The 19,457-nt window shown below is 68.0% G+C and carries 19 protein-coding genes; 16 read left to right on the top strand and 3 right to left on the bottom strand.

From position 1 onward, the window contains the following. The first annotated feature begins 109 nt into the window (after positions 1-109). The 6 genes from QOI01_RS10505 to QOI01_RS10480 are packed head-to-tail and all read left to right on the top strand — an operon-like array spanning position 110 to position 5,782. A complete protein-coding gene (locus QOI01_RS10505; RefSeq protein WP_526380576.1) occupies positions 110-1,114 on the top strand; it encodes an ABC transporter permease in 1,005 nt (334 codons plus the stop codon). Beyond that, entirely contained in the window at positions 1,115-1,789 is a 675-nt protein-coding gene (locus QOI01_RS10500) for a cysteine hydrolase family protein (RefSeq protein ID WP_526380574.1), read from the top strand. Continuing rightward, positions 1,786-3,366, top strand: coding sequence for an ABC transporter substrate-binding protein (locus tag QOI01_RS10495; protein WP_526380572.1), 1,581 nt, complete (start codon positions 1,786-1,788; stop codon positions 3,364-3,366). Before QOI01_RS10500 ends, QOI01_RS10495 begins: the two co-directional genes overlap by 4 nt. Further along, positions 3,366-4,214, top strand: coding sequence for an N-acyl homoserine lactonase family protein (locus tag QOI01_RS10490; RefSeq protein WP_526380570.1), 849 nt, complete (start codon positions 3,366-3,368; stop codon positions 4,212-4,214). Before QOI01_RS10495 ends, QOI01_RS10490 begins: the two co-directional genes overlap by 1 nt. Beyond that, positions 4,215-4,748: a hypothetical protein gene (locus tag QOI01_RS10485; protein ID WP_526380568.1), complete on the top strand. Its 534-nt coding sequence runs from the start codon at positions 4,215-4,217 to the stop codon at positions 4,746-4,748. It begins immediately after the preceding gene. Next, positions 4,745-5,782 carry an isopenicillin N synthase family dioxygenase gene (locus QOI01_RS10480; RefSeq protein WP_526380566.1) on the top strand — a complete coding sequence of 346 codons (1,038 nt, stop codon included), beginning with the start codon at positions 4,745-4,747 and terminating at the stop codon, positions 5,780-5,782. The genes QOI01_RS10485 and QOI01_RS10480 overlap by 4 nt, the downstream gene beginning before the upstream one ends. Before the next feature lie 9 nt (positions 5,783-5,791). Here the strand turns inward: QOI01_RS10480 and QOI01_RS10475 are convergent, their stop codons facing one another. Continuing rightward, positions 5,792-6,880 (bottom strand): iron-siderophore ABC transporter substrate-binding protein, encoded by a 1,089-nt coding sequence (locus QOI01_RS10475; RefSeq protein ID WP_526380624.1) that lies wholly within the window; start codon positions 6,878-6,880, stop codon positions 5,792-5,794. Between the two features lie 359 nt (positions 6,881-7,239). On the opposite strand from QOI01_RS10475, the gene ctaD reads away from it, so the two are divergent. Together ctaD and serB are read left to right on the top strand one after the other, a co-directional pair. Beyond that, on the top strand, positions 7,240-8,985 hold the full coding sequence (ctaD, locus tag QOI01_RS10470; protein ID WP_526380564.1) for an aa3-type cytochrome oxidase subunit I: 1,746 nt from the start codon (positions 7,240-7,242) through the stop codon (positions 8,983-8,985). A gap of 52 nt (positions 8,986-9,037) precedes the next feature. Continuing rightward, positions 9,038-10,282, top strand: coding sequence for a phosphoserine phosphatase SerB (serB, locus tag QOI01_RS10465; RefSeq protein WP_526380562.1), 1,245 nt, complete (start codon positions 9,038-9,040; stop codon positions 10,280-10,282). Positions 10,283-10,355: 73 nt separating this feature from the next. Here the strand turns inward: serB and yczR are convergent, their stop codons facing one another. Then, a complete protein-coding gene (yczR, locus tag QOI01_RS10460) occupies positions 10,356-11,825 on the bottom strand; it encodes a MocR-like transcription factor YczR (RefSeq protein WP_526380560.1) in 1,470 nt (489 codons plus the stop codon). 62 nt (positions 11,826-11,887) lie between these two features. Between yczR and QOI01_RS10455 the strand changes: the two genes are divergently transcribed. The 8 genes from QOI01_RS10455 (at position 11,888) to QOI01_RS10420 (ending at position 18,149) form a co-directional block, all read left to right on the top strand. Continuing rightward, positions 11,888-12,061, top strand: coding sequence for a hypothetical protein (locus tag QOI01_RS10455; protein WP_526380558.1), 174 nt, complete (start codon positions 11,888-11,890; stop codon positions 12,059-12,061). 77 nt (positions 12,062-12,138) lie between these two features. Continuing rightward, complete coding sequence (yczE, locus tag QOI01_RS10450) at positions 12,139-12,801, top strand: membrane protein YczE (protein WP_526380622.1); 663 nt, start codon at positions 12,139-12,141, stop codon at positions 12,799-12,801. Then, a complete protein-coding gene (locus tag QOI01_RS10445) occupies positions 12,729-13,601 on the top strand; it encodes an ABC transporter ATP-binding protein (protein WP_526380556.1) in 873 nt (290 codons plus the stop codon). Before yczE ends, QOI01_RS10445 begins: the two co-directional genes overlap by 73 nt. After that, on the top strand, positions 13,598-14,479 hold the full coding sequence (locus QOI01_RS10440; protein WP_526380554.1) for an NUDIX hydrolase: 882 nt from the start codon (positions 13,598-13,600) through the stop codon (positions 14,477-14,479). Before QOI01_RS10445 ends, QOI01_RS10440 begins: the two co-directional genes overlap by 4 nt. 1 nt (position 14,480) lies before the next feature. Next, positions 14,481-15,122 carry an enoyl-CoA hydratase gene (locus QOI01_RS10435; protein WP_526380552.1) on the top strand — a complete coding sequence of 214 codons (642 nt, stop codon included), beginning with the start codon at positions 14,481-14,483 and terminating at the stop codon, positions 15,120-15,122. Between the two features lie 82 nt (positions 15,123-15,204). Next, entirely contained in the window at positions 15,205-16,203 is a 999-nt protein-coding gene (locus QOI01_RS10430) for a class I SAM-dependent methyltransferase (RefSeq protein WP_526380550.1), read from the top strand. Continuing rightward, on the top strand, positions 16,161-17,390 hold the full coding sequence (locus QOI01_RS10425; protein WP_526380620.1) for a THUMP-like domain-containing protein: 1,230 nt from the start codon (positions 16,161-16,163) through the stop codon (positions 17,388-17,390). Before QOI01_RS10430 ends, QOI01_RS10425 begins: the two co-directional genes overlap by 43 nt. A 63-nt stretch (positions 17,391-17,453) precedes the next feature. Next, on the top strand, positions 17,454-18,149 hold the full coding sequence (locus tag QOI01_RS10420) for an esterase (protein ID WP_526380548.1): 696 nt from the start codon (positions 17,454-17,456) through the stop codon (positions 18,147-18,149). Positions 18,150-18,157: 8 nt separating this feature from the next. On the opposite strand, the gene QOI01_RS10415 is transcribed toward QOI01_RS10420, so the two are convergent. After that, complete coding sequence (locus QOI01_RS10415) at positions 18,158-19,417, bottom strand: BamB-related PQQ repeat family beta-propellar protein (RefSeq protein ID WP_526380618.1); 1,260 nt, start codon at positions 19,415-19,417, stop codon at positions 18,158-18,160. Positions 19,418-19,457 lie beyond the last annotated feature (40 nt).

The following is a 19,457-nucleotide window of genomic DNA, read 5'->3' as shown; positions in this document are numbered from 1 at the left end:
CGACTTTCAGCCCGGATCTTCGCAGTGGCCTCACGTTGGGCGCGGCACCGATACGCCGCGCGCCCCACTCCACGGCGAACATTCGGCAGTGCCGACCTTGGAGGGTTCGATGAAGACGTATGTGGCGTCCAGGGTGGGTGCGATGGCCGCGATCCTGATCGCACTGACCGGCGTGATGTTCCTGCTGCAACACATTTCGCCGTTGGATCCCGTCAAGGCGCAGCTCGGAGCGCAGGCCTCGGCGTCGGCGGTTGCCGCCCGGCGCGAGGCGCTCGGGCTGAACGAGCCCGTGCTCGTTCAGTTCTGGCACTACCTCTCCGGCGCCGTCACCGGCGACCTCGGAACGTCCTACCGCACCCGTCATGGCGTGGCCTCTGATCTCGGCACGTTCTTTCCAGCCACCCTGGAACTCGCACTGTACGGACTGGCGATCGCGCTGGTGCTGGCCGTCGTGCTGGCATTCAGCACGACCCTGAAATGGCGTGGCGCAAGCGTTCTGCGGGCGATTCTGTTCACCGGTTCGTCGGCGCCGATGTTCCTGCTCGGCATCCTCGGGTTGATCGTCTTCTACCAGCAGCTGGGCTGGGTCCCGGCCAACGGTCGCATCTCCATCAGCAACCCACCGACCGGGCCGACGGGGCTGCTGACCGTCGATGGGTTGCTCCATGGACGCTTCGACGTGGTGGGCGATGCCCTGCACCACCTGATCCTGCCCGCGCTCGTCATCGCCATCGGCCCGGCCGTCGCGATCGGCCGCGTGCTCCGGAGCAGCCTGCTGGGTGACATCGACAGCGACTACGCGCGGACGGCGCGTGCCAAGGGGTTGTCGGAGGGCAGGATCCTGGCAGGTCACGTCCTGCGTAATTCCGTGGGCTCGTCGCTGTCGATGACGGGTTTGCAAGTGGGCCTGATGTTCTCGGGCGTGCTGGTGGTCGAGCAGGTGTTCGGTTGGCCCGGAATCGGGCAGTACATCGCCCAGAGCATCCCCGTTGCCGACTTCCCCGCGATCGCCGGCGTCACGCTGATGCTCGGCGCTCTCTACGTCTTCATCAACATGGCAGTGGACCTACTGCAGGCCGCCGCCGATCCGCGCATCGCGACAACAGGAGGTTAGGTGCCGAAACAGCCACTCATCGTGGGCAATCCGGTGTTCGTCGTCGTCGACATGCAAGAGGGTGGCGCCATGTCGGCGGACGACGCGGGAATTCCCGTCATGCCGGGGCACGCGGAACGCGTCGAACGAGCCGAGCGACTGCTCGCCGCAGCAAGAGGCGCGGGGATACCGGTGGTGTTCTTCCAGGAAGTGCACCGCCCGAGCGGGATCGACTTCGGCCGCGAGCTCGACGGCACGGAGGGCGTGCACTGCGTGGAAGGGCGGCCAGGCACGGATCTCGAGCCGTCGCTGCGTCCCGTCCTCGACGGAACACGGCCCGAGTTCCACATCGTCAAACGGCGCTATTCCGGTTTCATCGGCACCGAGTTCGACATCGTCCTGCGGGGTCTGAACGCATCGACGCTGATCCTCGTCGGCGGCCTCACCGACGTGTGCGTGCACTACACGTTCGCCGACGCCCACCAGCGCGACTTCTACGTCCGGGTGGTCACCGACTGCGTGGGAGGTTCGTCGCAGTACCGCCACGACGCGGCCCTTGACGCGATGGAGTACCTGCAGACCGGCGCATCGCGCACCACCGACGAGATCCTCGACGCCTTCGATGAATGTCGTCGCCGGGGCGACTCCGGCGACGAATTCGCATCCACTTCCGATCTCGAAGGAGCAGCACGATGAGCAAGAGACTTCGCGCCATGTCCGCCATCGCCGCAGCGGCCGTACTGGCGCTCAGCGCCTGCGGCGGCTCCGACTCCGGCAGCAGCACACCCAACGCCGCGCCGACCGACAAGGTGCTGCACCTGTCCTTCCTGCAGGACCCGGGGCAGCCGCCGGACCCGGACATCTTCTACGCCGGACAGGGTCTGCTGCTGACCACCAACACCTACGAGGGTCTGCTGCAGTACAAGGCGGGCACCGAAAAGCCCGAGCTGGAGCCGCTCCTGGCGACCGAGTGGACGGCGTCGCCGGACAACAAGGTGTTCACTTTCAAGCTCCGCGAGGGCGTCAAGTTTCACGACGGGACGCCGTTCACCTCGGCAGCGGTGAAGGCGTCGTTCGATCGCAGGGTCGCCGTCAACCAGGGACCCGCCTACATGGTCACGGACGTCGATTCGGTCACCACCCAGGGTGACTACGGCGTCACCATCACGCTGAAGGCGCCGAACTCGGCATTCCTCGACTACCTGGCGTGCCCGTACGGACCGCGGATGCTCAGCCCCGAGGGCCTGAAGAAGAACGCGGGCACCGACAACGCGCAGGGGTACCTGACCAACCACGATCTGGGTACCGGACCGTTCACGCTGACGGCCGCCGAGGTCGGATCCCGTTATGCGCTGGACGCATTCGGCGACTACTGGGGTCCGAAGCCGTACTTCCAGAAGGTCGAGATCCCGGTCATCACCGACGTCTCGGCCCAGCAGCTGCAGTTCAACAACGGTCAGGTCGCCGCGATCCTGCACGACCTGCCGTCCTCGGCGGTGCAGTCGTATCTGGACAACAAGTCCTTCGCGAACTACTCGCTGCCGACGATGATGTCGAACTACCTCTACATCAACTCGCACAAGGGGATGATGACCGACGCCAAGAACCGGAACGCCGTCATGCAGGCCATCGACGTCGACGAGCTGGTCAAGCAGACGTACTTCGGGCGCGGCAAAGCCGGAGCACAGATCTACCCGCCCAACATGATGGCAGCGGAGTTCGGGAAACAGTCCGTGCCGCATGACCCTTCGGTCCTCACCGCGCTCGCAGGCAGCCTGCCCGCGGATCAGAAGGCAGTCACCATCGGATACGACTCGAGCAATCCCGACAACCAGTTGGTGAGCAACCTGATCCAGACTCAGCTCGCCGCGGCGGGCCTGACCGCCAAGGTGCAGGCGTACCCGACGTCGGAGACCTTCGCCTGGATCGGCACCGACGGGCAGTCCGCGCCGGACATCTTCGCCGCCCTGGCGTGGCCGGATGCCCCGTCGCCCTACACGTGGGGACACATATCCTGGGATCCCAGCGGTGGCCTGAACTACCTGGGCTGCTCCGCGCCACCGGTCACCGATGCGCTGGCAAGGGGTCTGCCCAACGGTTCGCCGGAGGCGTTCTCGCAGGCGGGGGAGGAGGCGGTGAAGACGGGTTGCTGGCTGAACATCGCCGACGTCAATGACTTCGTGGTCGCGCAGCCGTGGCTCAAGGGCGTCGAGCAGGCGCACGTCGTGACCAATCCGAACTCGCTGCGGCTGGCCGCGCTCTCGGTCGGCTGATGACGGGGCTGGTGCGCAAGAGCGGCGTCCGCAGGATCGTCCTGCTCACGCTCGGGTGGGAGGATTTGCCGAAAGCTGTTTCAGTGCATGGTAGTTCACCGGAGTTGCGGATGCGTGAACCGGTGCCGGGCATCCTGCTGCAGACCGACGGCGGCTGGGTGCTGCTCGACACCGGGTTCAACACGGCGCTGATCCGTGATCCCGCGCTGCGCAGGCGGTACCACCCCTCGGTGGAGTACCAGCCGTTGCTGCCGGGTCCTGGCGAGCCGATCGAGGAGTCGCTGTTCGACATCGGGATCGACGTCGACGACATCCACCTCGTCGCGGTGTCACACTTGCACACCGACCATGCCGGCGGGCTGAAGCTGTTCGCGGGCAAGATCCCGGTGCACGCGCAGCGGCGCGAGCTCGAGTACGGGCTGTCGAATCACCCCGAGCCGGAACGGCATTCGATCTTCCGGGTCGACTTCGACGATCCCAGCATCGACTGGCGCCTCGCCGACGGAGACGCCGAGATCGCGCCTGGAATCACGGCCGTGCCGACGTACGGGCACACGCCGGGGCACCAGAGCTTCGTGGTCGAACTCGACGAGTCCGTCACAGGTGGGGAGGGCGCGGAAGGGTACATCTTCGCCTTCGATGCGGCCGACCTGACCGAGAACATCGACGGTGAATTGGCGATCGGCGGCTTCATCGACGTCGAGCCGGAGGACACCATCGAACCGATCCGCCGGCTCAAGAAACTCGCACGGGACAAGGGATATCCTCTGATACCCGGCCATGATCCGCACGTCTGGCCCGAGATGACCCGGCACTTCCACGAACGCTTCGGACCGGTGTCGACCTAGATGCCCGCACCCGAGATCGCCGGCTGCGCCGGTCTGTGGCGGCGCAGTCTGCTGATCGACGCCGACGGATCGCGGGACACCGGTGCCGGTGTGCTGTGGCTGCAGGGCATCACCGCCTACGTCGACTCCCGCGGCTTCGCCGGGCGCCTCCAGCAGAGCGGCGACGTCTTCGAATGGCATCGCGACGTCGACCTCGAACCACCGGGGCCGTTCCCGGACGCCGGGACGATGCACTGGGACGGCGAGGTACTCGTCGAGACGGGTTTGCACGCGGACTACGCCGAGCACTGGGTCCGCGACGAGGGTCCGACGGGACCGAGCGGTGCGCTCTTCCTGCGCGCACCAGATGGCGGCAACGGGCTTCTGCTGCGCGTCGGAGCCCTGTTCGGGTGGGCGGGCGGCTCCGCCGTGCTGATCGGTGCGGTCGGCGGGCCGCAGTGGAACGCAATCGAAATCAAGCTGTCCGACAACGAAGTTCAGACCACCGGCGTGCGCTGGAGAGTCGAAGGAAGCGAAGGGAATGTGAATCCATGAGCAGTGCAACGTCGTTCACCTCGGTACCGATCGTCGACATCAGCGGGCTGCGATCCGCCGATCCGGCCGAGCGCGAGCGGGTCGCCGGCCAGATCGGTCGGGCCGCCCGCGAGGTCGGCTTCCTCTACGTCACCGGATCCGGCGTCGACGAGTCGCGCTTCGAGCGCATGCTGACGGCGACCAAGGAGTTCTTCGCCCTGCCGGTCGAGGAGAAGATGCGCAGTTACATCGGGCTGTCCCGCTGCCACCGCGGCTACGTGCCGGTGGGGGAGGAGGGGGTGGAGAACGGAACTCCCGACCGCAAGGAAGCGTTCGACACCGCGCTCGACCTGCCCGCGGACGATCCCGATTACCTGGCGGGCAACCCGATGCTCGGGCCGAACTCCTGGCCGGACCTGCCCGACTTCGCCGAGGCGGTGACCGACTACTACGACGCGGTACTCGAGGTCGGGCACCTGCTGCTGCGGGCGTTCGCGGTCGCACTGGACGAGGATCCCGACGTCTTCTCCCGGCACGCCACCAAGACTCCGAGCCAATTGCGGCTGGTCCACTATCCCTACAACCCGGACGCCAGGGACGGGCTGGGCATCGGTGCGCACACCGACTACGAGTGCTTTACGCTGCTCAAGCCGACGGCGCCGGGTCTGGAGGTCCTCAACGGCGCGGGCCGATGGATCGACGTCCCGCCCGTCGAGGGCACCTTCGTCGTCAACATCGGCGACCTGCTCGAACTGTGGACGAACGGCGCATTCGTCGCCACCAGCCACCGCGTACGCCGGGTCGTCGAGGAGCGGTACTCGTTCCCGTTGTTCTTCAACGTCGACTACGACACCGAGGTGAAGCCGCTGCCGCAGTTCGCCGCGGCCGACGGCAGGACACGGCCCACCCTGCGGGCCGGCGAGCATCTCTTCGCCCAGACCGCACAGAGCTTCGCCTACCTGCGCAACCGTCTCGACAGCGGTGAACTGGTGCTGCCCGACGGATCGCTGCAGCTGAACCAGTTCGGTCAGCAGGCATTGCAGGGAGTGGAATAGGAGGGGCCGTCAGTTGATCGGCGCGTTGACGTAGCGAAGGTCGTCGAGCACGCCGCGCGCCGCAACGATGCCCTCGCCCGTCTGCCATACCTCGTCGTTCACCACGAACACGCGGTTGTCACGGGTGGCCGACAGCTTCTTCCAGGCGTCGCTCTCGAGCACGTCGCCGGCTCGCGCCTTGGCGGCGGCCGAGTCGAACGACAGGTACACGATGTCACCGTCGGCCGCCGAGAAGTCCGTCGACTTCGTCACCTCAGACGTGCTCACCTCTACGTAGGGCTTGTCCTTGAACCGCTGGGTGGCGGGGCGGTCCACGTGGGCCGCGGCGAGAACGCTGGCCGGGAAGTCGTCGGTCCCGAAGATCCGCAGGGTGTTCTCCGTCAGCTGCACCACCGATGCCTGAAAGTGGACGCCGTCGTTCTGGATGCCCGTCTTGTCGGCGTCGGAATTGAACCCGTCGATCAGTCCGTCGGCGGCGCTCGCGCGGCCAGTGGCATCGCCGACGGTCCGCAGTGTGTCCTGCCAGCCCGGCCCTGGGGGCCCGGTGAACACGGTCGGGGCGATCCCCGACAGTTCGCCGTACGCCTCCGGAGTCAGAGCCTGCGAACCGAGGATCAGGTCGGGATTGGCGGCCTTGATGGCGGCCACGTCGGGCTTGGTGCGGGTACCTGCCGGGGCGACGTCGTGCACGACGGTGCCCAGATACGACGGCTGCGACCCAGGATGGTCGGGGGTTCCGTCCGGCAGCGCCGCGGCCACGATGCGCGACTGCAGACCCAGCGCGCACAGCGCGTCGAGCTGGTCACCCGAGAGCACCACGATGCGCTGAGGATCCGCGGGGACCTCGGTGCTGCCCGCTGCGTGGCGCACCTCGCGCGTCGGCGGGCCCTCGTCGAGCTGCGCCGGTTCCGGTGCGCAGGACTCGTCGGGGCGCCGCTCATTGCCCAGCACACCCGCGCCCGCGACCTTCGTGGTGCTGGTCACCACCGACTTCTCGGCATCCGGATTGCTGGACTGTTGGTTCGACCCGCCGCATCCGGTGGCCAACGTCACCGAAAGCGCGGTGGCCACGGCCGCGGCCGCGGCCACCGGACCCATCCGCGAGCTGAGGAACGGCACGTCGCCGACGGTACCAACATCCCGGGTCGCTGCGCTCTCCCCCGCAAGCGGGGGGACCCCCAGCCCTCCGGCACATTTCCCGGGTCGCTGCGCTCTCCCCCGCAAGCGGGGGGACCCCCAGCCCTTCGGCACATTTCCCGGGTCGCTGCGCTCCTGCCCTCCGGCAGCATCCAGGCCGTCCAGGCTGGTCAGGCGCCGTCAGCTGAAAGGTTGCCACCAATTACGACGGTTTGTAGGACCCATGGCGCTTCAGGCCTCGCCGGGGGATAAGATTCAGGGCGTGCCCGCGGGTACGCCCCCCGTCGAACCCCGGCCAGAAACAACCCAGGGAGGACCTGTTGGTAGCCGAAGCGCCCCCAATCGGAGAACTTGAGGCACGCCGCCCGTTTCCGAAGCGGCTAGGCCCCAAGGGCAACCTGATCTACAACCTGGTGACCACCACCGATCACAAGTTGATCGGCATCATGTACTGCGTCGCCTGCTTCATCATGTTCTTCATCGGCGGGTTGATGGCGTTGTTCATGCGCGCCGAGTTGGCCATGCCCGGCCTGCAGTTCCTGAGCAATGAGCAGTACAACCAGCTATTCACCATGCACGGCACGGTGATGCTGCTGTTCTACGCGACCCCGATCGTGTTCGGCTTCGCCAACCTGGTGCTTCCGCTGCAGATCGGTGCGCCCGACGTGGCGTTCCCGCGACTCAACGCGTTCTCCTTCTGGCTGTTCCTGTTTGGCGCGATGATCGCCATCGCCGGTTTCATCACCCCGGGTGGCGCGGCTGACTTCGGCTGGACCGCGTACTCCCCGCTGACCGACGCCATCCACTCACCCGGCGCGGGTGGTGACCTGTGGATCATGGGTCTGGCCGTTGCCGGGTTGGGCACCATCCTCGGCGGCGTGAACATGGTGACGACGGTGGTCTGCATGCGGGCCCCCGGCATGACGATGTTCCGGATGCCGATCTTCACCTGGAACATCCTGGTGACGTCGATTCTGGTGCTGCTGGCCTTCCCACTGCTGACCGCGGCGCTGTTCGGCCTTGCCGCCGACCGCCACCTCGGCGCGCACATCTACGACCCGGCCAACGGTGGTGTGCTGTTGTGGCAACACCTCTTCTGGTTCTTCGGTCACCCCGAGGTGTACATCATCGCGCTGCCGTTCTTCGGCATCGTGACGGAGATCTTCCCGGTGTTCAGCCGCAAGCCGATCTTCGGTTACACCACCCTGATCTACGCGACGCTGTCCATCGCCGCACTGTCGGTCGCCGTGTGGGCGCACCACATGTACGCCACCGGCGCGGTGCTGCTCCCGTTCTTCTCGTTCATGACGTTCTTGATCGCCGTCCCGACGGGAATCAAGTTCTTCAACTGGATCGGGACGATGTGGAAGGGGCAGTTGACCTTCGAGACCCCCATGCTGTTCTCGGTGGGCTTCCTCGTCACGTTTCTGCTCGGTGGCCTGTCCGGCGTCCTGCTTGCCAGCCCGCCGATCGACTTCCACGTCACCGACTCGTACTTCGTGATCGCGCACTTCCACTACGTGCTCTTCGGCACGATCGTGTTCGCCACCTACGCGGGCATCTACTTCTGGTTCCCGAAGATGACGGGCCGTCTGCTCGACGAGCGGCTGGGCAAGCTGCACTTCTGGCTGACGTTCATCGGCTTCCACACCACCTTCCTGGTGCAGCACTGGGTCGGCGACGAGGGCATGCCTCGGCGCTACGCCGACTACCTGCCGTCCGACGGCTTCACCACGCTCAACGTCGTCTCGACCATTGGTGCGTTCATCCTCGGCATCTCGACGATCCCGTTCGTGTGGAACGTGTTCAAGTCCTGGCGCTACGGCGAGCCCGTCGTGGTGGACGACCCCTGGGGCTACGGCAACTCCCTGGAGTGGGCGACCAGCTGCCCGCCGCCGCGGCACAACTTCACCGAGCTGCCCCGGATTCGTTCCGAGCGACCGGCTTTCGAGCTGCACTACCCGCACATGGTCGGGCGGATGCGGGCCGAGGCCCACATCGGCGGAGGGCCGCACCCATCCGACGGTGACGTCACCGAACTCGATGACGCGCAAGTTCGCACCTGACCCGGTCGTAGAAGGCTGCTCGCAAGGGTGAACACGTCAAGGGTGTCGGCTCGTGCTTGATGACTCTTCGCGCAAGCGCTCATCGATTCTGATCACCGTGTCAGGTGTCGACCAGCCAGGTGTGACGTCGGCGCTCTTCGAAGTGTTGGCCCGCCACGAGGTCGAGCTCCTCAACGTCGAACAGGTCGTCGTCCGCGGCCGCCTGACCCTGGCCGTGCTGGTGGCCGGGGCCGGCGAGGTAGCCGGCCCCGGATTGCGTGACGAGGTCACCGACGCGATCCGCGGCGTCGGGCTGGACGTCACCATCGAGCGCAGCGACGACATGCCAGTTCTGCGCGAGCCGTCCACGCACACGATCGTCGTTCTCGGCCGCCCCATCACTGCCGACGCATTCGGGGTGGTGGCACGGGAGGTGGCCACACTCGGCGTGAACATCGACACCATCCGGGGCGTCTCGGACTACCCGGTGACGGGCCTGGAGCTGCGCGTCTCCGTTCCGCCGGGGTCTGCCTACGGCCAGCTGCAGACGGCACTGGCCCGGGTGGCCGTCGCCGAGAGCGTCGACATCGCGCTGGAGGACTACAGCCTGTCCCGACGGGCCAAGCGGCTCATCGTGTTCGACGTCGACTCGACGCTCATCCAGGGTGAGGTCATCGAGATGCTGGCCGCTCGCGTCGGCGCCGAGGCGGCGGTCGCCGAGGTGACCGAGGCGGCCATGCGCGGAGAGCTAGATTTCGCCGAGTCGCTGCACCGTCGCGTCGCGACGCTCGCCGGCCTGCCCGCCGAGGTGCTCGACGACGTCGCCGACCAGATCGAGCTGACGCCTGGGGCGCGGACCACGATTCGGACCCTGCGCCGCTTGGGCTATCACTGCGGGATCGTCTCGGGCGGCTTCCGCCAGGTGATCGAGCCGCTGGCGCACGAATTGATGATGGACTTCGTCGCCGCCAACGAGCTCGAGATCGTCGACGGCAAGCTGACCGGCCGGGTCATCGGCAACGTCATCGACCGCCCAGGAAAGGCCAAGGCGCTGAGGGACTTCGCGCAACAGGCCGGCGTGCCGATGGAGCAGACCGTCGCCGTCGGTGACGGCGCCAACGACATCGACATGCTCGCCGCCGCCGGGCTGGGCGTGGCGTTCAATGCCAAGCCTGCCCTGCGTGAAGTGGCCGACGCGTCCCTGAGTCATCCGTACCTCGACACGGTGCTGTTCCTCCTCGGCGTGACGCGCGGCGAGATCGAGGCCGCCGACGCCGTCGACGGCACACTGCGGCGCGTCGACATCCCCGAGGCGTAAGCCTCCCCTCCGCCGAGCAGCCGCAAATGTGCACGAAACACCGGTGTGTCGCGCACATTTGCGGCTGCTCGCGCTAGACGACGACGGCTTGCGCCTCCGTGCCCCCGGTGTTGGCGCCGGTGATGCTGCGCCACGCGCGCGCAAGTAGCTCGATCGCCTCGGTCAACTGCTCGTCGGGCAGCGTGTAGGGCACCCGGATGAAACGCTCCAGCGTGCCGTCCACCCCGAACCGTGGCCCAGGCGGAATCTCCAGACCCATCCGCGAGGCAGCCGCCGAGAGCGCGGAACTCATGGGCGCGGGCAGCCGCACCCACAGCGACATCCCACCCTTGCCAGGATCGGGTCGCCAGTCGGGCAGGTGCTCGTCGAGCAGGGCCAGAAGCAGCGCCCGCCGTGCGCGCAGTATTTCGCGGCGCTCGGGAAGCAGCTCGTCGGCAAGACCGAGAAGCCTTGCGGCGGCCAGCTGTTCGACGATCGGCGTGCCCATGTCGATCGCGGGTCGCAGCGCTCCGATAGTCGTCAAGGCGCTGCGCTCGGCGCGGATCCAACCGATGCGCAGACCGCCCCAGCACGACTTGGACATCGATCCGACGGTCAGCATCAGGTCGCTTCTGCTGGTCATCGAGGCGGCGAGTGGCGGCGGGACCGCCTCGTCGAGCCACATGTCGGTGATCGTCTCGTCGACGATGGTGCGGGTGCGGGTTTCGGCGATGATGTGCGCCAACCGTCTCCTGCCTTCCGGTGGCAACGTCATGCCAGTCGGGTTGTGGTTGTCCGGAATCAGGTAGGCCAGGCTCGGCGACAGCTGACGTACGGCGGCGTCGACGGCGTCGAGCTCCCAGCCGTCATGCGTCATCGCCACCGGAACCGGCAGGACGCCGCGGCTCGCCATCGCGGCGAGCGCGCCGTGATAGGTGGGTTGCTCGACTAGCACGCGGTCACCGGGTTGGGTGTATGTCGCGAGGATGAGGCCGAGGGCGTGGAGTGCGCCGGTGGTCACCACGATCTCGTCCGGTTCAGTGGGAAGCCCGCGCGCACAATATCTTTCGGCGATCGCCTCACGCAGTGGCGGCACCCCGACCAGCTCGATCCCGATGTCGTGAAGGTACGGGGCGACCTCTTGGGCGGCCTCGGTGAACGCCTTTGAGACGGCGGCGGCGGGGGCGGCGAGCGTGGCGGCCGCGAGGTTGGCCGGCGCGCTTCCGGTAAGAGCCGTTCCGCCTGCGATCGGGACGGCGGTCGGTAGGACGAGGGGCAGTGCCGTGGTGCTGCGCGCTCCACGGCGTCCGTTGAGGTAGCCGTCGTCGCGCATCTGGCTGTACGCCGCGGTGACGGTGGTCCGTGAGACGCGCAGGGCGTCGGCGAGCGCCCGTTCGCTCGGTAGTTGGGCGCCGACGGGTAGTCGGCCGTCGACGATCAGCATGCGCAGGCCGTCTGCGAGTCCTTGGTAGGCCGGCCCGCTGGCATTGGACGTACGCCAGTTGCCCAGTTCGCGCGCGAGAAGGTCCACATCGAGCCGTCGCCACGCCAGTTCGTCGATCATCGAGGCCAGTTTGCCCTAACTGGATATTGATGGCAAGGCCAGTTCGAGGCCATCATCGACACATGGCACAACACTGGACCTCTCCTATGACTCGCACCGCGCTCAAGTTCGGGCGCGTCTTCCGCGCGCAGTCCCGTCCCGGCGGCGGCTTCGAGATTGCCGAAGCAGACTCGGACGCCCGCCGGATGCGCATCGAACTCGACGCCATCCGCGCCCGATTTGCCGACCACGCGTGAAGGCGGCGAGCGCACGGAGGTGGGTTCGCCCCCTGATCGCTTCGCTCCCGCCCACCGGCGCGCTGCTGGTGGGCCTGATGGGCTACGGCTTCTCGATGGCCGTGATGGTGCGCGCCGGCCTCGGGCTCGACCCCTGGGACGTATTCCACCAGGGCCTCGCCGGACGCACGGGTGTGACCATCGGCATCGCCTCGGCCGTGGTGGGCGTCGCGGTCCTGTTGGCCTGGATCCCGCTGCGGAACCGGCCTGGTATCGGCACGGTGGCCAACGTCGTCGTCATCGCCGTCACGGTGGACGCCGGGATGGCGCTGCTGCCTTCGCCGTCGGAACTGCCGGTGCGGGTCGCGATGATGCTCGGCGCCGTCCTGCTCAATGCCCTCAGCACGGTGCTCTACATCGGCGCGGGCCTTGGTCCCGGTCCGCGCGATGGTCTGATGACCGGCCTGGTGGCGCGGACCGGACTGTCCGTCCGGTTGGTGCGCACGTCCATCGAGGCGAGCGTGCTGACGGTTGGTTGGTTGCTCGGCGGAACCGTCGGTGTCGGCACTCTCGTCTACGCATTCGGCATCGGCCCGCTGGTGCAGCTGATCCTGCGGGTGACCCCGCAACGGTGGCTGGCCGTCAGTGGGTGGGCGTTCACCGATACCCGCCTGACTACGATGGGCGAGTGCCCGCCGGCCCCAACGATCACGACGACCGAGACGACTTGCCCACGAACGGGGTCGACCCAGACCTGCTGATCGACTTCGCGAAGATCACGCTGCGGCGTGGCGGCAAGGTCCTCGTCGGCCCCGTCACCTGGGCGGTGGAACTCGACGAGCGCTGGGTCGTCATCGGCCCGAACGGCGCGGGGAAGACGTCGCTACTGCGCATCGCCGCCGCCATGGAACACCCGTCGTCGGGGACCGCGTACGTGCTCGGCGAACGCCTCGGCCGGACCGACATGTCGGAGCTGCGGGCGCGGGTCGGATTGAGCTCGTCGGCGCTGAGTCAGCGCGTTCCCGATGACGAGGTGGTGCGCGATCTGGTGGTGTCGGCCGGCTACGCCGTCCTGGGCCGCTGGCGCGAGAAGTACGAGGACGTCGACTACGAGCAGGCCGTCGACATGCTGGAAGGCCTTGGCGCAGAACACCTCGCAGAACGCACCTACGGCACCCTGTCGGAGGGGGAACGCAAGCGGGTCCTGATCGCCCGTTCGCTGATGACCGACCCCGAACTGCTGTTGCTCGACGAACCGGCCGCAGGCCTCGACCTTGGCGGGCGCGAAGAACTGGTGGCCCGGCTGGCCGATCTGGCGGCCGACCCGGACGCCCCGGCGATCGTGCTCGTCACTCACCACGTCGAGGAGATCCCGCAGGGATTCAGCCACTGCCTGCTGCTCTCGGAGGGCAAGGTCGTCGCCTCCGGGCTGCTGGCCGACGTGCTCACCTCGGAGAATCTGTCGACGGCGTTCGGCCAGTCGATCGCCCTTGACGTCACCGACGGGCGCTACTTCGCGCGTCGCACCCGTAGCCGCGCGGCGCACAGGAGGGCCAAGTGAGCGAAGCAGTCGAAGCACCCCTGACCCCGCGGCCGGCCGCAACGGTCATGTTGGTCCGGGACGCCCGCCCAGGCCTCGCCACTGGCATTGAGGTCTTCCTCATGCACCGACACTCGGCGATGGACTTCGTGGCGGGCGTCATGGTGTTCCCGGGAGGGGGGGTCGACGACCGTGACCGCGGAGCATTCACCCCCCGGCGCTCCGCTCCTGTCCCCGAGGAGGCCCCCGTCGCCTGGTTCGGGCCGGAGCCGTCCTGGTGGGCCGACAAGCTCGGCGTCGACGAAGAGCTCGCCGAGGCGCTCGTCTGTGCTGCCGCACGCGAGACGTTCGAGGAGTCCGGGGTGTTGTTCGCGGGTCCGGCCAGTTCGCCGGACGGCGGGAACAAGATCGTGCGGGACGCATCGGTCTACGGCGAGGCGCGAGCCGCCCTGGCCAACCACTCGCTGTCCTTCGCCGACTTCCTGCGCGCCGAGAAGCTGGTGCTGCGAGCGGATCTGCTGCGGCCATGGGCGAACTGGGTGACGCCCAAGGAGGAACGCACCAGGCGCTACGACACCTACTTCTTCGTCGGGGCGCTTCCCGAGGGCCAGCGCGCCGACGGTGAGAACACCGAGACCGACCAGGCGTTCTGGAGCACGCCGCAGGCAGGCCTCGACGAGTTCGCCGAGGGTCGGTCCTTCCTACTGCCACCGACCTGGACTCAACTCGATTCGCTCAACGGCCGCACCGTCGCCGAGGTGCTCGCGGTCGATCGCAAGATCGTCGCCGTCGAACCCCATCTGGCCGCCGACAAGAACACCGGCAACTGGGAGATCGAGTTCTTCAACAGCGAGCGGTACAACGAGGCGCGCAACCGGCGTGGACCAGACGGTTACTGACGTGCACGAGTTCGTCAGCGCACACGTCAGGGACGGCATCGGCACCCTGCTGTTGTCACGGCCGCCGACGAACAAGCTGACCCGGCAGATGTGCCGCGAGATCATCGCGACCGCCGCGGAGCTCGGCGAGCGCACGGACGCCGCCGCCGTGGTCGTGTTCGGCGGGCACGAGATCTTCTCCGCGGGGGACGACGTGCCCGAGCTGCGCACCCTCGACGCCGAGGGCCTAGCCGTCGCCGGTCGCGTGTGCCAGCACGCCGTCGACGCCGTGGCAGCGATCCCCAAGCCGACGGTCGCCGCGGTCACCGGCTACGCGCTCGGCAGCGGCCTCACCCTCGCGTTGGCCGCGGACTGGCGCATCGGTGGCGACAACGTCAAGTGGGGCGTGACGCAGATCCTCGACGGGCTGGCGCCTGCCCAGGGTGCGGCGGAGCGGCTGGCCCGCGCGATCGGGGAGAGCAAGGCCAGGGAGTTGGCGTTCAGCGGACGCTTCGCCGCGGCCGAGGAGGCGCTCGCGTTGGGTCTGGTCGACGAGATGGTGGCGCCCGACCACGTGTACGACTCGGCCGTAGCGTGGGCGCAGCGTTTCGTGGGCGTCCCCGCGCAGGTCCTGGCCTCCGCCAAGGCCGCGTTCCGTCGATGAGCGCTTGCGCGAAGAGCATTTGGCGTGCCCCGACGACCCGCTAGCGCGAACCGCGCCAGCCCCGGCCATTAGGCTGCCCTACATGACGAGTACCGATCGAGAGCCCCATGTCGCCGCCGGGGCGGCTCCGGCGGCGAACCCGCACGCCACCGCGGAGGAGGTCGAGGCTGCCCGCCACGACACGAAGTTGGCGCAGGTGCTCTACCACGACTGGGAGGCAGAGTCCTACGACGACAAGTGGTCGATCTCCTACGACCAGCGCTGCATCGACTACGCCCGCGGACGGTTCGACGCGATCGTCCCGGACGAAGTCCAGCGCGAGCTGCCGTACGACCGCGCCCTCGAGCTGGGTTGCGGCACCGGGTTCTTCCTGCTCAATCTGATTCAGGCCGGGGTGGCGCGGCGCGGTTCGGTCACCGATCTGTCGCCGGGCATGGTCAAGGTGGCCACCCGCAACGGCCTGTCGTTGGGGTTGGACGTCGACGGCAGAATCGCCGACGCCGAGGGCATCCCGTACGAGGACGACACCTTCGATCTGGTCGTCGGTCACGCCGTGCTGCATCACATCCCCGACGTCGAGCTGTCGTTGCGCGAAGTGGTCCGGGTGCTCAAGCCCGGCGGGCGCTTCGTGTTCGCCGGTGAGCCGACCAAGGTCGGTAACACCTATGCCCGCGCGCTGGCCGATCTGACCTGGAAGACAACCGTCCGTGCGATGAAGTTGCCAGGGCTTTCCAGCTGGCGTCGGCCGCAGGAAGAACTCGACGAGAACTCACGCGCGGCCGCGTTGGAGTGGATCGTCGACCTGCACACCTTCGACCCAGGTGTCCTCGAGCGGATGGCCGCCAACGCCGGTGCCGTGCAGGTTCAGACCTCCAGCGAGGAGTTCACCGCGGCGATGCTGGGTTGGCCGGTCCGGACGTTCGAATCGACCGTTCCCGCAGGCAAGCTGGGCTGGGGCTGGGCGAAGTTCGCCTTCAACGGTTGGACGACGCTGAGCTGGGTGGATTCGAATGTCTGGCGGCACGTCGTCCCGAAGGGCTGGTTCTACAACGTGATGATCACCGGGGTCAAACCGTCCTGAACGGTGCCGGGCTGCGTTTCACTCTCGACGACGTCGCGTACCTGAGCGGTGCCGAGGGCCGGGATGCGCTGGCCGACCTGGAGAGCTTGGCGCTGACCGACGCCAGCCGGATTTCGGACATCGCCTCGGCGCGTGGTCGTTTCGGCGACCGCGCGCCCGTACTGATCGAGACGACCTTGCTGCGGCGCAGGGCCGCGGCCAAGTTCGTCGACGCGTCGGGTTGGCTCTTCACCGGGGAGTCGTTGGAGCAGGCCACGGCCTCAGCGGTGGCGGCGCACCGTGCCGACCGATTGTCGGGCAGGGCCGTGCACGACGTGACCTGTTCCATCGGAACCGAACTCGCGGCTCTGCGACACTCAGCCGACTACGTCGTCGGCAGCGACCTCGATGAGGTCCGCCTGGCGATGGCGAGGCACAACCTGGCGGACGACGGGGCCGATGTCTCGTTGTGCCGGGCCGACGCTCTTCGGCCCGTCACGCGGGACACCGCAGTGATCGCCGATCCGGCGCGGCGCAGCGTGGGTCGTCGACGGTTCCACCCGCGCGACCACACGCCTGCCCTCGACGAGTTGCTCGCGGTGTACTCCGACCGGGATCTCGTCGTGAAGTGCGCTCCCGGAATCGATTTCGACCAGGCCCGACGGCTCGGCTTCGACGGAGAGATCGAGGTGACGTCGTTGGCGGGCGGCGTTCGGGAAGCGTGCCTTTGGTCACCGGGGCTGTCCTCGCCGACGGTGACCCGACGGGCAACCGTCCTGGACCGCGCCGAGGAGATCACCGACGCCGAGTCCGACGACTGCGCCGTCGCCCCGGTGGGCCGCTGGATCGTCGACCCCGATGGCGCGGTGGTCAGAGCGGGCCTGGTGCGCCACTACGGTGCGCGGCACGGCCTGTGGCAGCTGGACGCGGCGATCGCCTATCTGACTGGCGACGAATTGCCGGACGGGGTGCGGGGCTTCGAGGTGATCGCCGAGCTCGGATTCTCCGAACGCGCGTTGCGGCAGGAACTTTCGGCGCGTGACGTCGGTGCGTGCGAGATCCTCGTCCGAGGTGTCGCCGTCGATCCCGACGTCCTGCGGGCTCGGCTGCGACTGCGGGGCTCGGTACGGCTGTCGGTGGTGATCACCCGAATCGGTGCGGGAAGTGCGAGCAGGGCAGTGGCCTACGTTTGCCGACCCTCCCGATGAGGCCACGGGTACTGTGGCGTCGGCGGCGCCGGTGCCGCACCATCGGCGGAGGTTATTGGACGGATGCGCATTTCCACGCTCGCCTTGGCCGCCTCGGCGGTGGCGGTGTTCGGTTGGTCGGGCACTGGGGCCGTGTCCGCGGCGCCTCCCAAGTGTGCCGATCTCGGTGGCGTCGTCGACAGCACTCAGACGTGCCAGATCCAGGCAACGGATCCCGGGTATTCGCTGAACATCAGCTACCCGGTCGACTATCCGGACGTGCAGCCGGTCTTCGACTACGTCACGCAGACCCGCGACGGATTCCTCAACGTGGCCAAGATGCCGGACGGGCGCGCGACGCCCTACGAGTTGGACACCACGGCCACCCAGTACAGCTCTGACGTTCCGCCGCGGGGCACGCAGACCGTGGTGTTCAAGACGTATCAGAGCGTCGGCGGCGCGCACCCACAGACGTTCTACAAGTCGTTCAACTGGGACCAGGGGCTGCGCAAGCCCATCACGATCGACAACCTGTTCCGCGAGGGCACTGCGCCGTTCCCCGTCCTCTTCCCGCTGGTGCAGGCCGACGTGGACAAGCAGTTGGGCCAGCCGGTGACGATTGCGCCTGAGGTCGGTCTCGACCCGACGAAGTACCAGAACTTCGCCATCACCAACGACTCACTGATCTTCTTCTTCAGCCAGGGCGATCTGCTGCCGGAAGCGGCGGGGGCGTTGCAGGTGACGGTTCCGCGCGGGCCCGTCGACGCCATGATCACCTGACGGGGGCGTCAGGCGGGGGCGAAGCCGAACACCCGACCGTCACTGGTCGCGGCCACAACGCGGCGGTCGTGGCCGATCGACACCCCGACGGGGTAACCCGTGGCGCCCGGTAGGGGATAGCTGTTGAGCGTGTGACCGTCGGCCGGATCGAACACCAGCAGTGCCATCCCCGCGGTGTCGCCGTCGGCGCCCGTGCGCGTCACGGTGTACGCGGCGGACTCCCCAGCCAGGCTGGACGTCGCCAGCGGCTCGACGTCGTCGCGCGTCCACGTCACCTCCCCGTGACCGCCGTCGTCCTTGATCCCGATCAGCTTGGTGTCTGGGCCGCCGCCGGACACGATCAACCCGTCCGGTGACACCGATGGGGGCGTCTGTGGCTGAAAGTTCAACGGCACCGACCACTTCGGCTTGCCGTCGGCGGTGTTGAGCGCCCACAGGTGCCCATCGCGGCCGTTGACGTAGACGGAGTTGCCGTCGGCGGACACGACGGGGGCCGCGAGCGGTCCGCCGCCCACGGCCGTGCTCGTCCAGTTACGCGCCAGCAGGGGGGTCTGGCCAGGCCGGTAGCGCAGCCCCACGACCTCTGGGGCTGCGGCGTTCGGCTCCCACAACGTCGTCACGACGATTCCCGTCGCCGGCGAGAACGCCGGGGCCGCTGCCACTGGGCATCTCGACCGACCCTGCTGGCAGTCGGCGAGCCCGCGCTGCGAATCGGTGGGGTCGATGCCCTCCACCAGGTCCAGCGCCGTTCCGTCGACGGTGCCGCGGTGCGCGTCGTAGACCAGTACCTGCCCGAGGTGCGTCACCACCAGAAGCTCGCCCGCGGACAGCAGGCGCGGCGTCATCGGCAGGCCGATCACCGGACTGCGCCAACGGATCCACTGCGTCGGCGGAAACGACATCATCGCGCCCGGTTGCCCGACGTAGAGGTTGTCGAACCCGTCGAACAGCGGACTCGACAGCCCGCCGCCCTGCCACAGCCTGGAGCACCAGCGCTGGCGTGCCCTGTTGTCGGTCTCCCACACCATCAGCGAGCATCCGCCCGCGGTCTGGGCGTTGACGGCCAGGTAGTCACCGGAGCCGAGCGCCACCTGCGATTGGACCTCGCCCTTGACGGAGCGGATCCAGTCCAGCCGCAGGGCGGTCGCCCCATCGACCTTCGCGGAGCTGCTGTTCGCCGCGTCGCCGTACTGCGCGGACCAGCCGTCGGCCGGATGGGCGTCCACCCAGGTGTCGGTGTTGCCGCATCCGCCGGTGATCAGCGTCATGAACGCCGCGAGCGCCACCACTGCCACGCGGCGCGCGGTC

It is taken from the genome of Mycobacterium sp., assembly GCF_032162605.1.
Lineage (GTDB): Bacteria > Actinomycetota > Actinomycetes > Mycobacteriales > Mycobacteriaceae > Mycobacterium.
Note: the sequence above shows the minus strand (reverse complement) of the source record. Positions and strands in the feature narration are given on the sequence as shown.

Coding starts and splice junctions, on each gene's coding strand:
- QOI01_RS10505 (WP_526380576.1), top strand. CDS start 110: ATGAAGACGTATGTGGCGTCCAGGGTGGGTGCGATGGCCGCGATCCTG.
- QOI01_RS10475 (WP_526380624.1), bottom strand. CDS start 6,880: ATGGGTCCGGTGGCCGCGGCCGCGGCCGTGGCCACCGCGCTTTCGGTG.
- QOI01_RS10490 (WP_526380570.1), top strand. CDS start 3,366: ATGACGGGGCTGGTGCGCAAGAGCGGCGTCCGCAGGATCGTCCTGCTC.
- yczE (WP_526380622.1), top strand. CDS start 12,139: ATGGGCTACGGCTTCTCGATGGCCGTGATGGTGCGCGCCGGCCTCGGG.
- yczR (WP_526380560.1), bottom strand. CDS start 11,825: ATGATCGACGAACTGGCGTGGCGACGGCTCGATGTGGACCTTCTCGCG.
- QOI01_RS10430 (WP_526380550.1), top strand. CDS start 15,205: ATGACGAGTACCGATCGAGAGCCCCATGTCGCCGCCGGGGCGGCTCCG.
- QOI01_RS10495 (WP_526380572.1), top strand. CDS start 1,786: ATGAGCAAGAGACTTCGCGCCATGTCCGCCATCGCCGCAGCGGCCGTA.
- QOI01_RS10480 (WP_526380566.1), top strand. CDS start 4,745: ATGAGCAGTGCAACGTCGTTCACCTCGGTACCGATCGTCGACATCAGC.
- QOI01_RS10415 (WP_526380618.1), bottom strand. CDS start 19,417: ATGACGCTGATCACCGGCGGATGCGGCAACACCGACACCTGGGTGGAC.
- QOI01_RS10455 (WP_526380558.1), top strand. CDS start 11,888: ATGGCACAACACTGGACCTCTCCTATGACTCGCACCGCGCTCAAGTTC.
- QOI01_RS10420 (WP_526380548.1), top strand. CDS start 17,454: ATGCGCATTTCCACGCTCGCCTTGGCCGCCTCGGCGGTGGCGGTGTTC.
- QOI01_RS10485 (WP_526380568.1), top strand. CDS start 4,215: ATGCCCGCACCCGAGATCGCCGGCTGCGCCGGTCTGTGGCGGCGCAGT.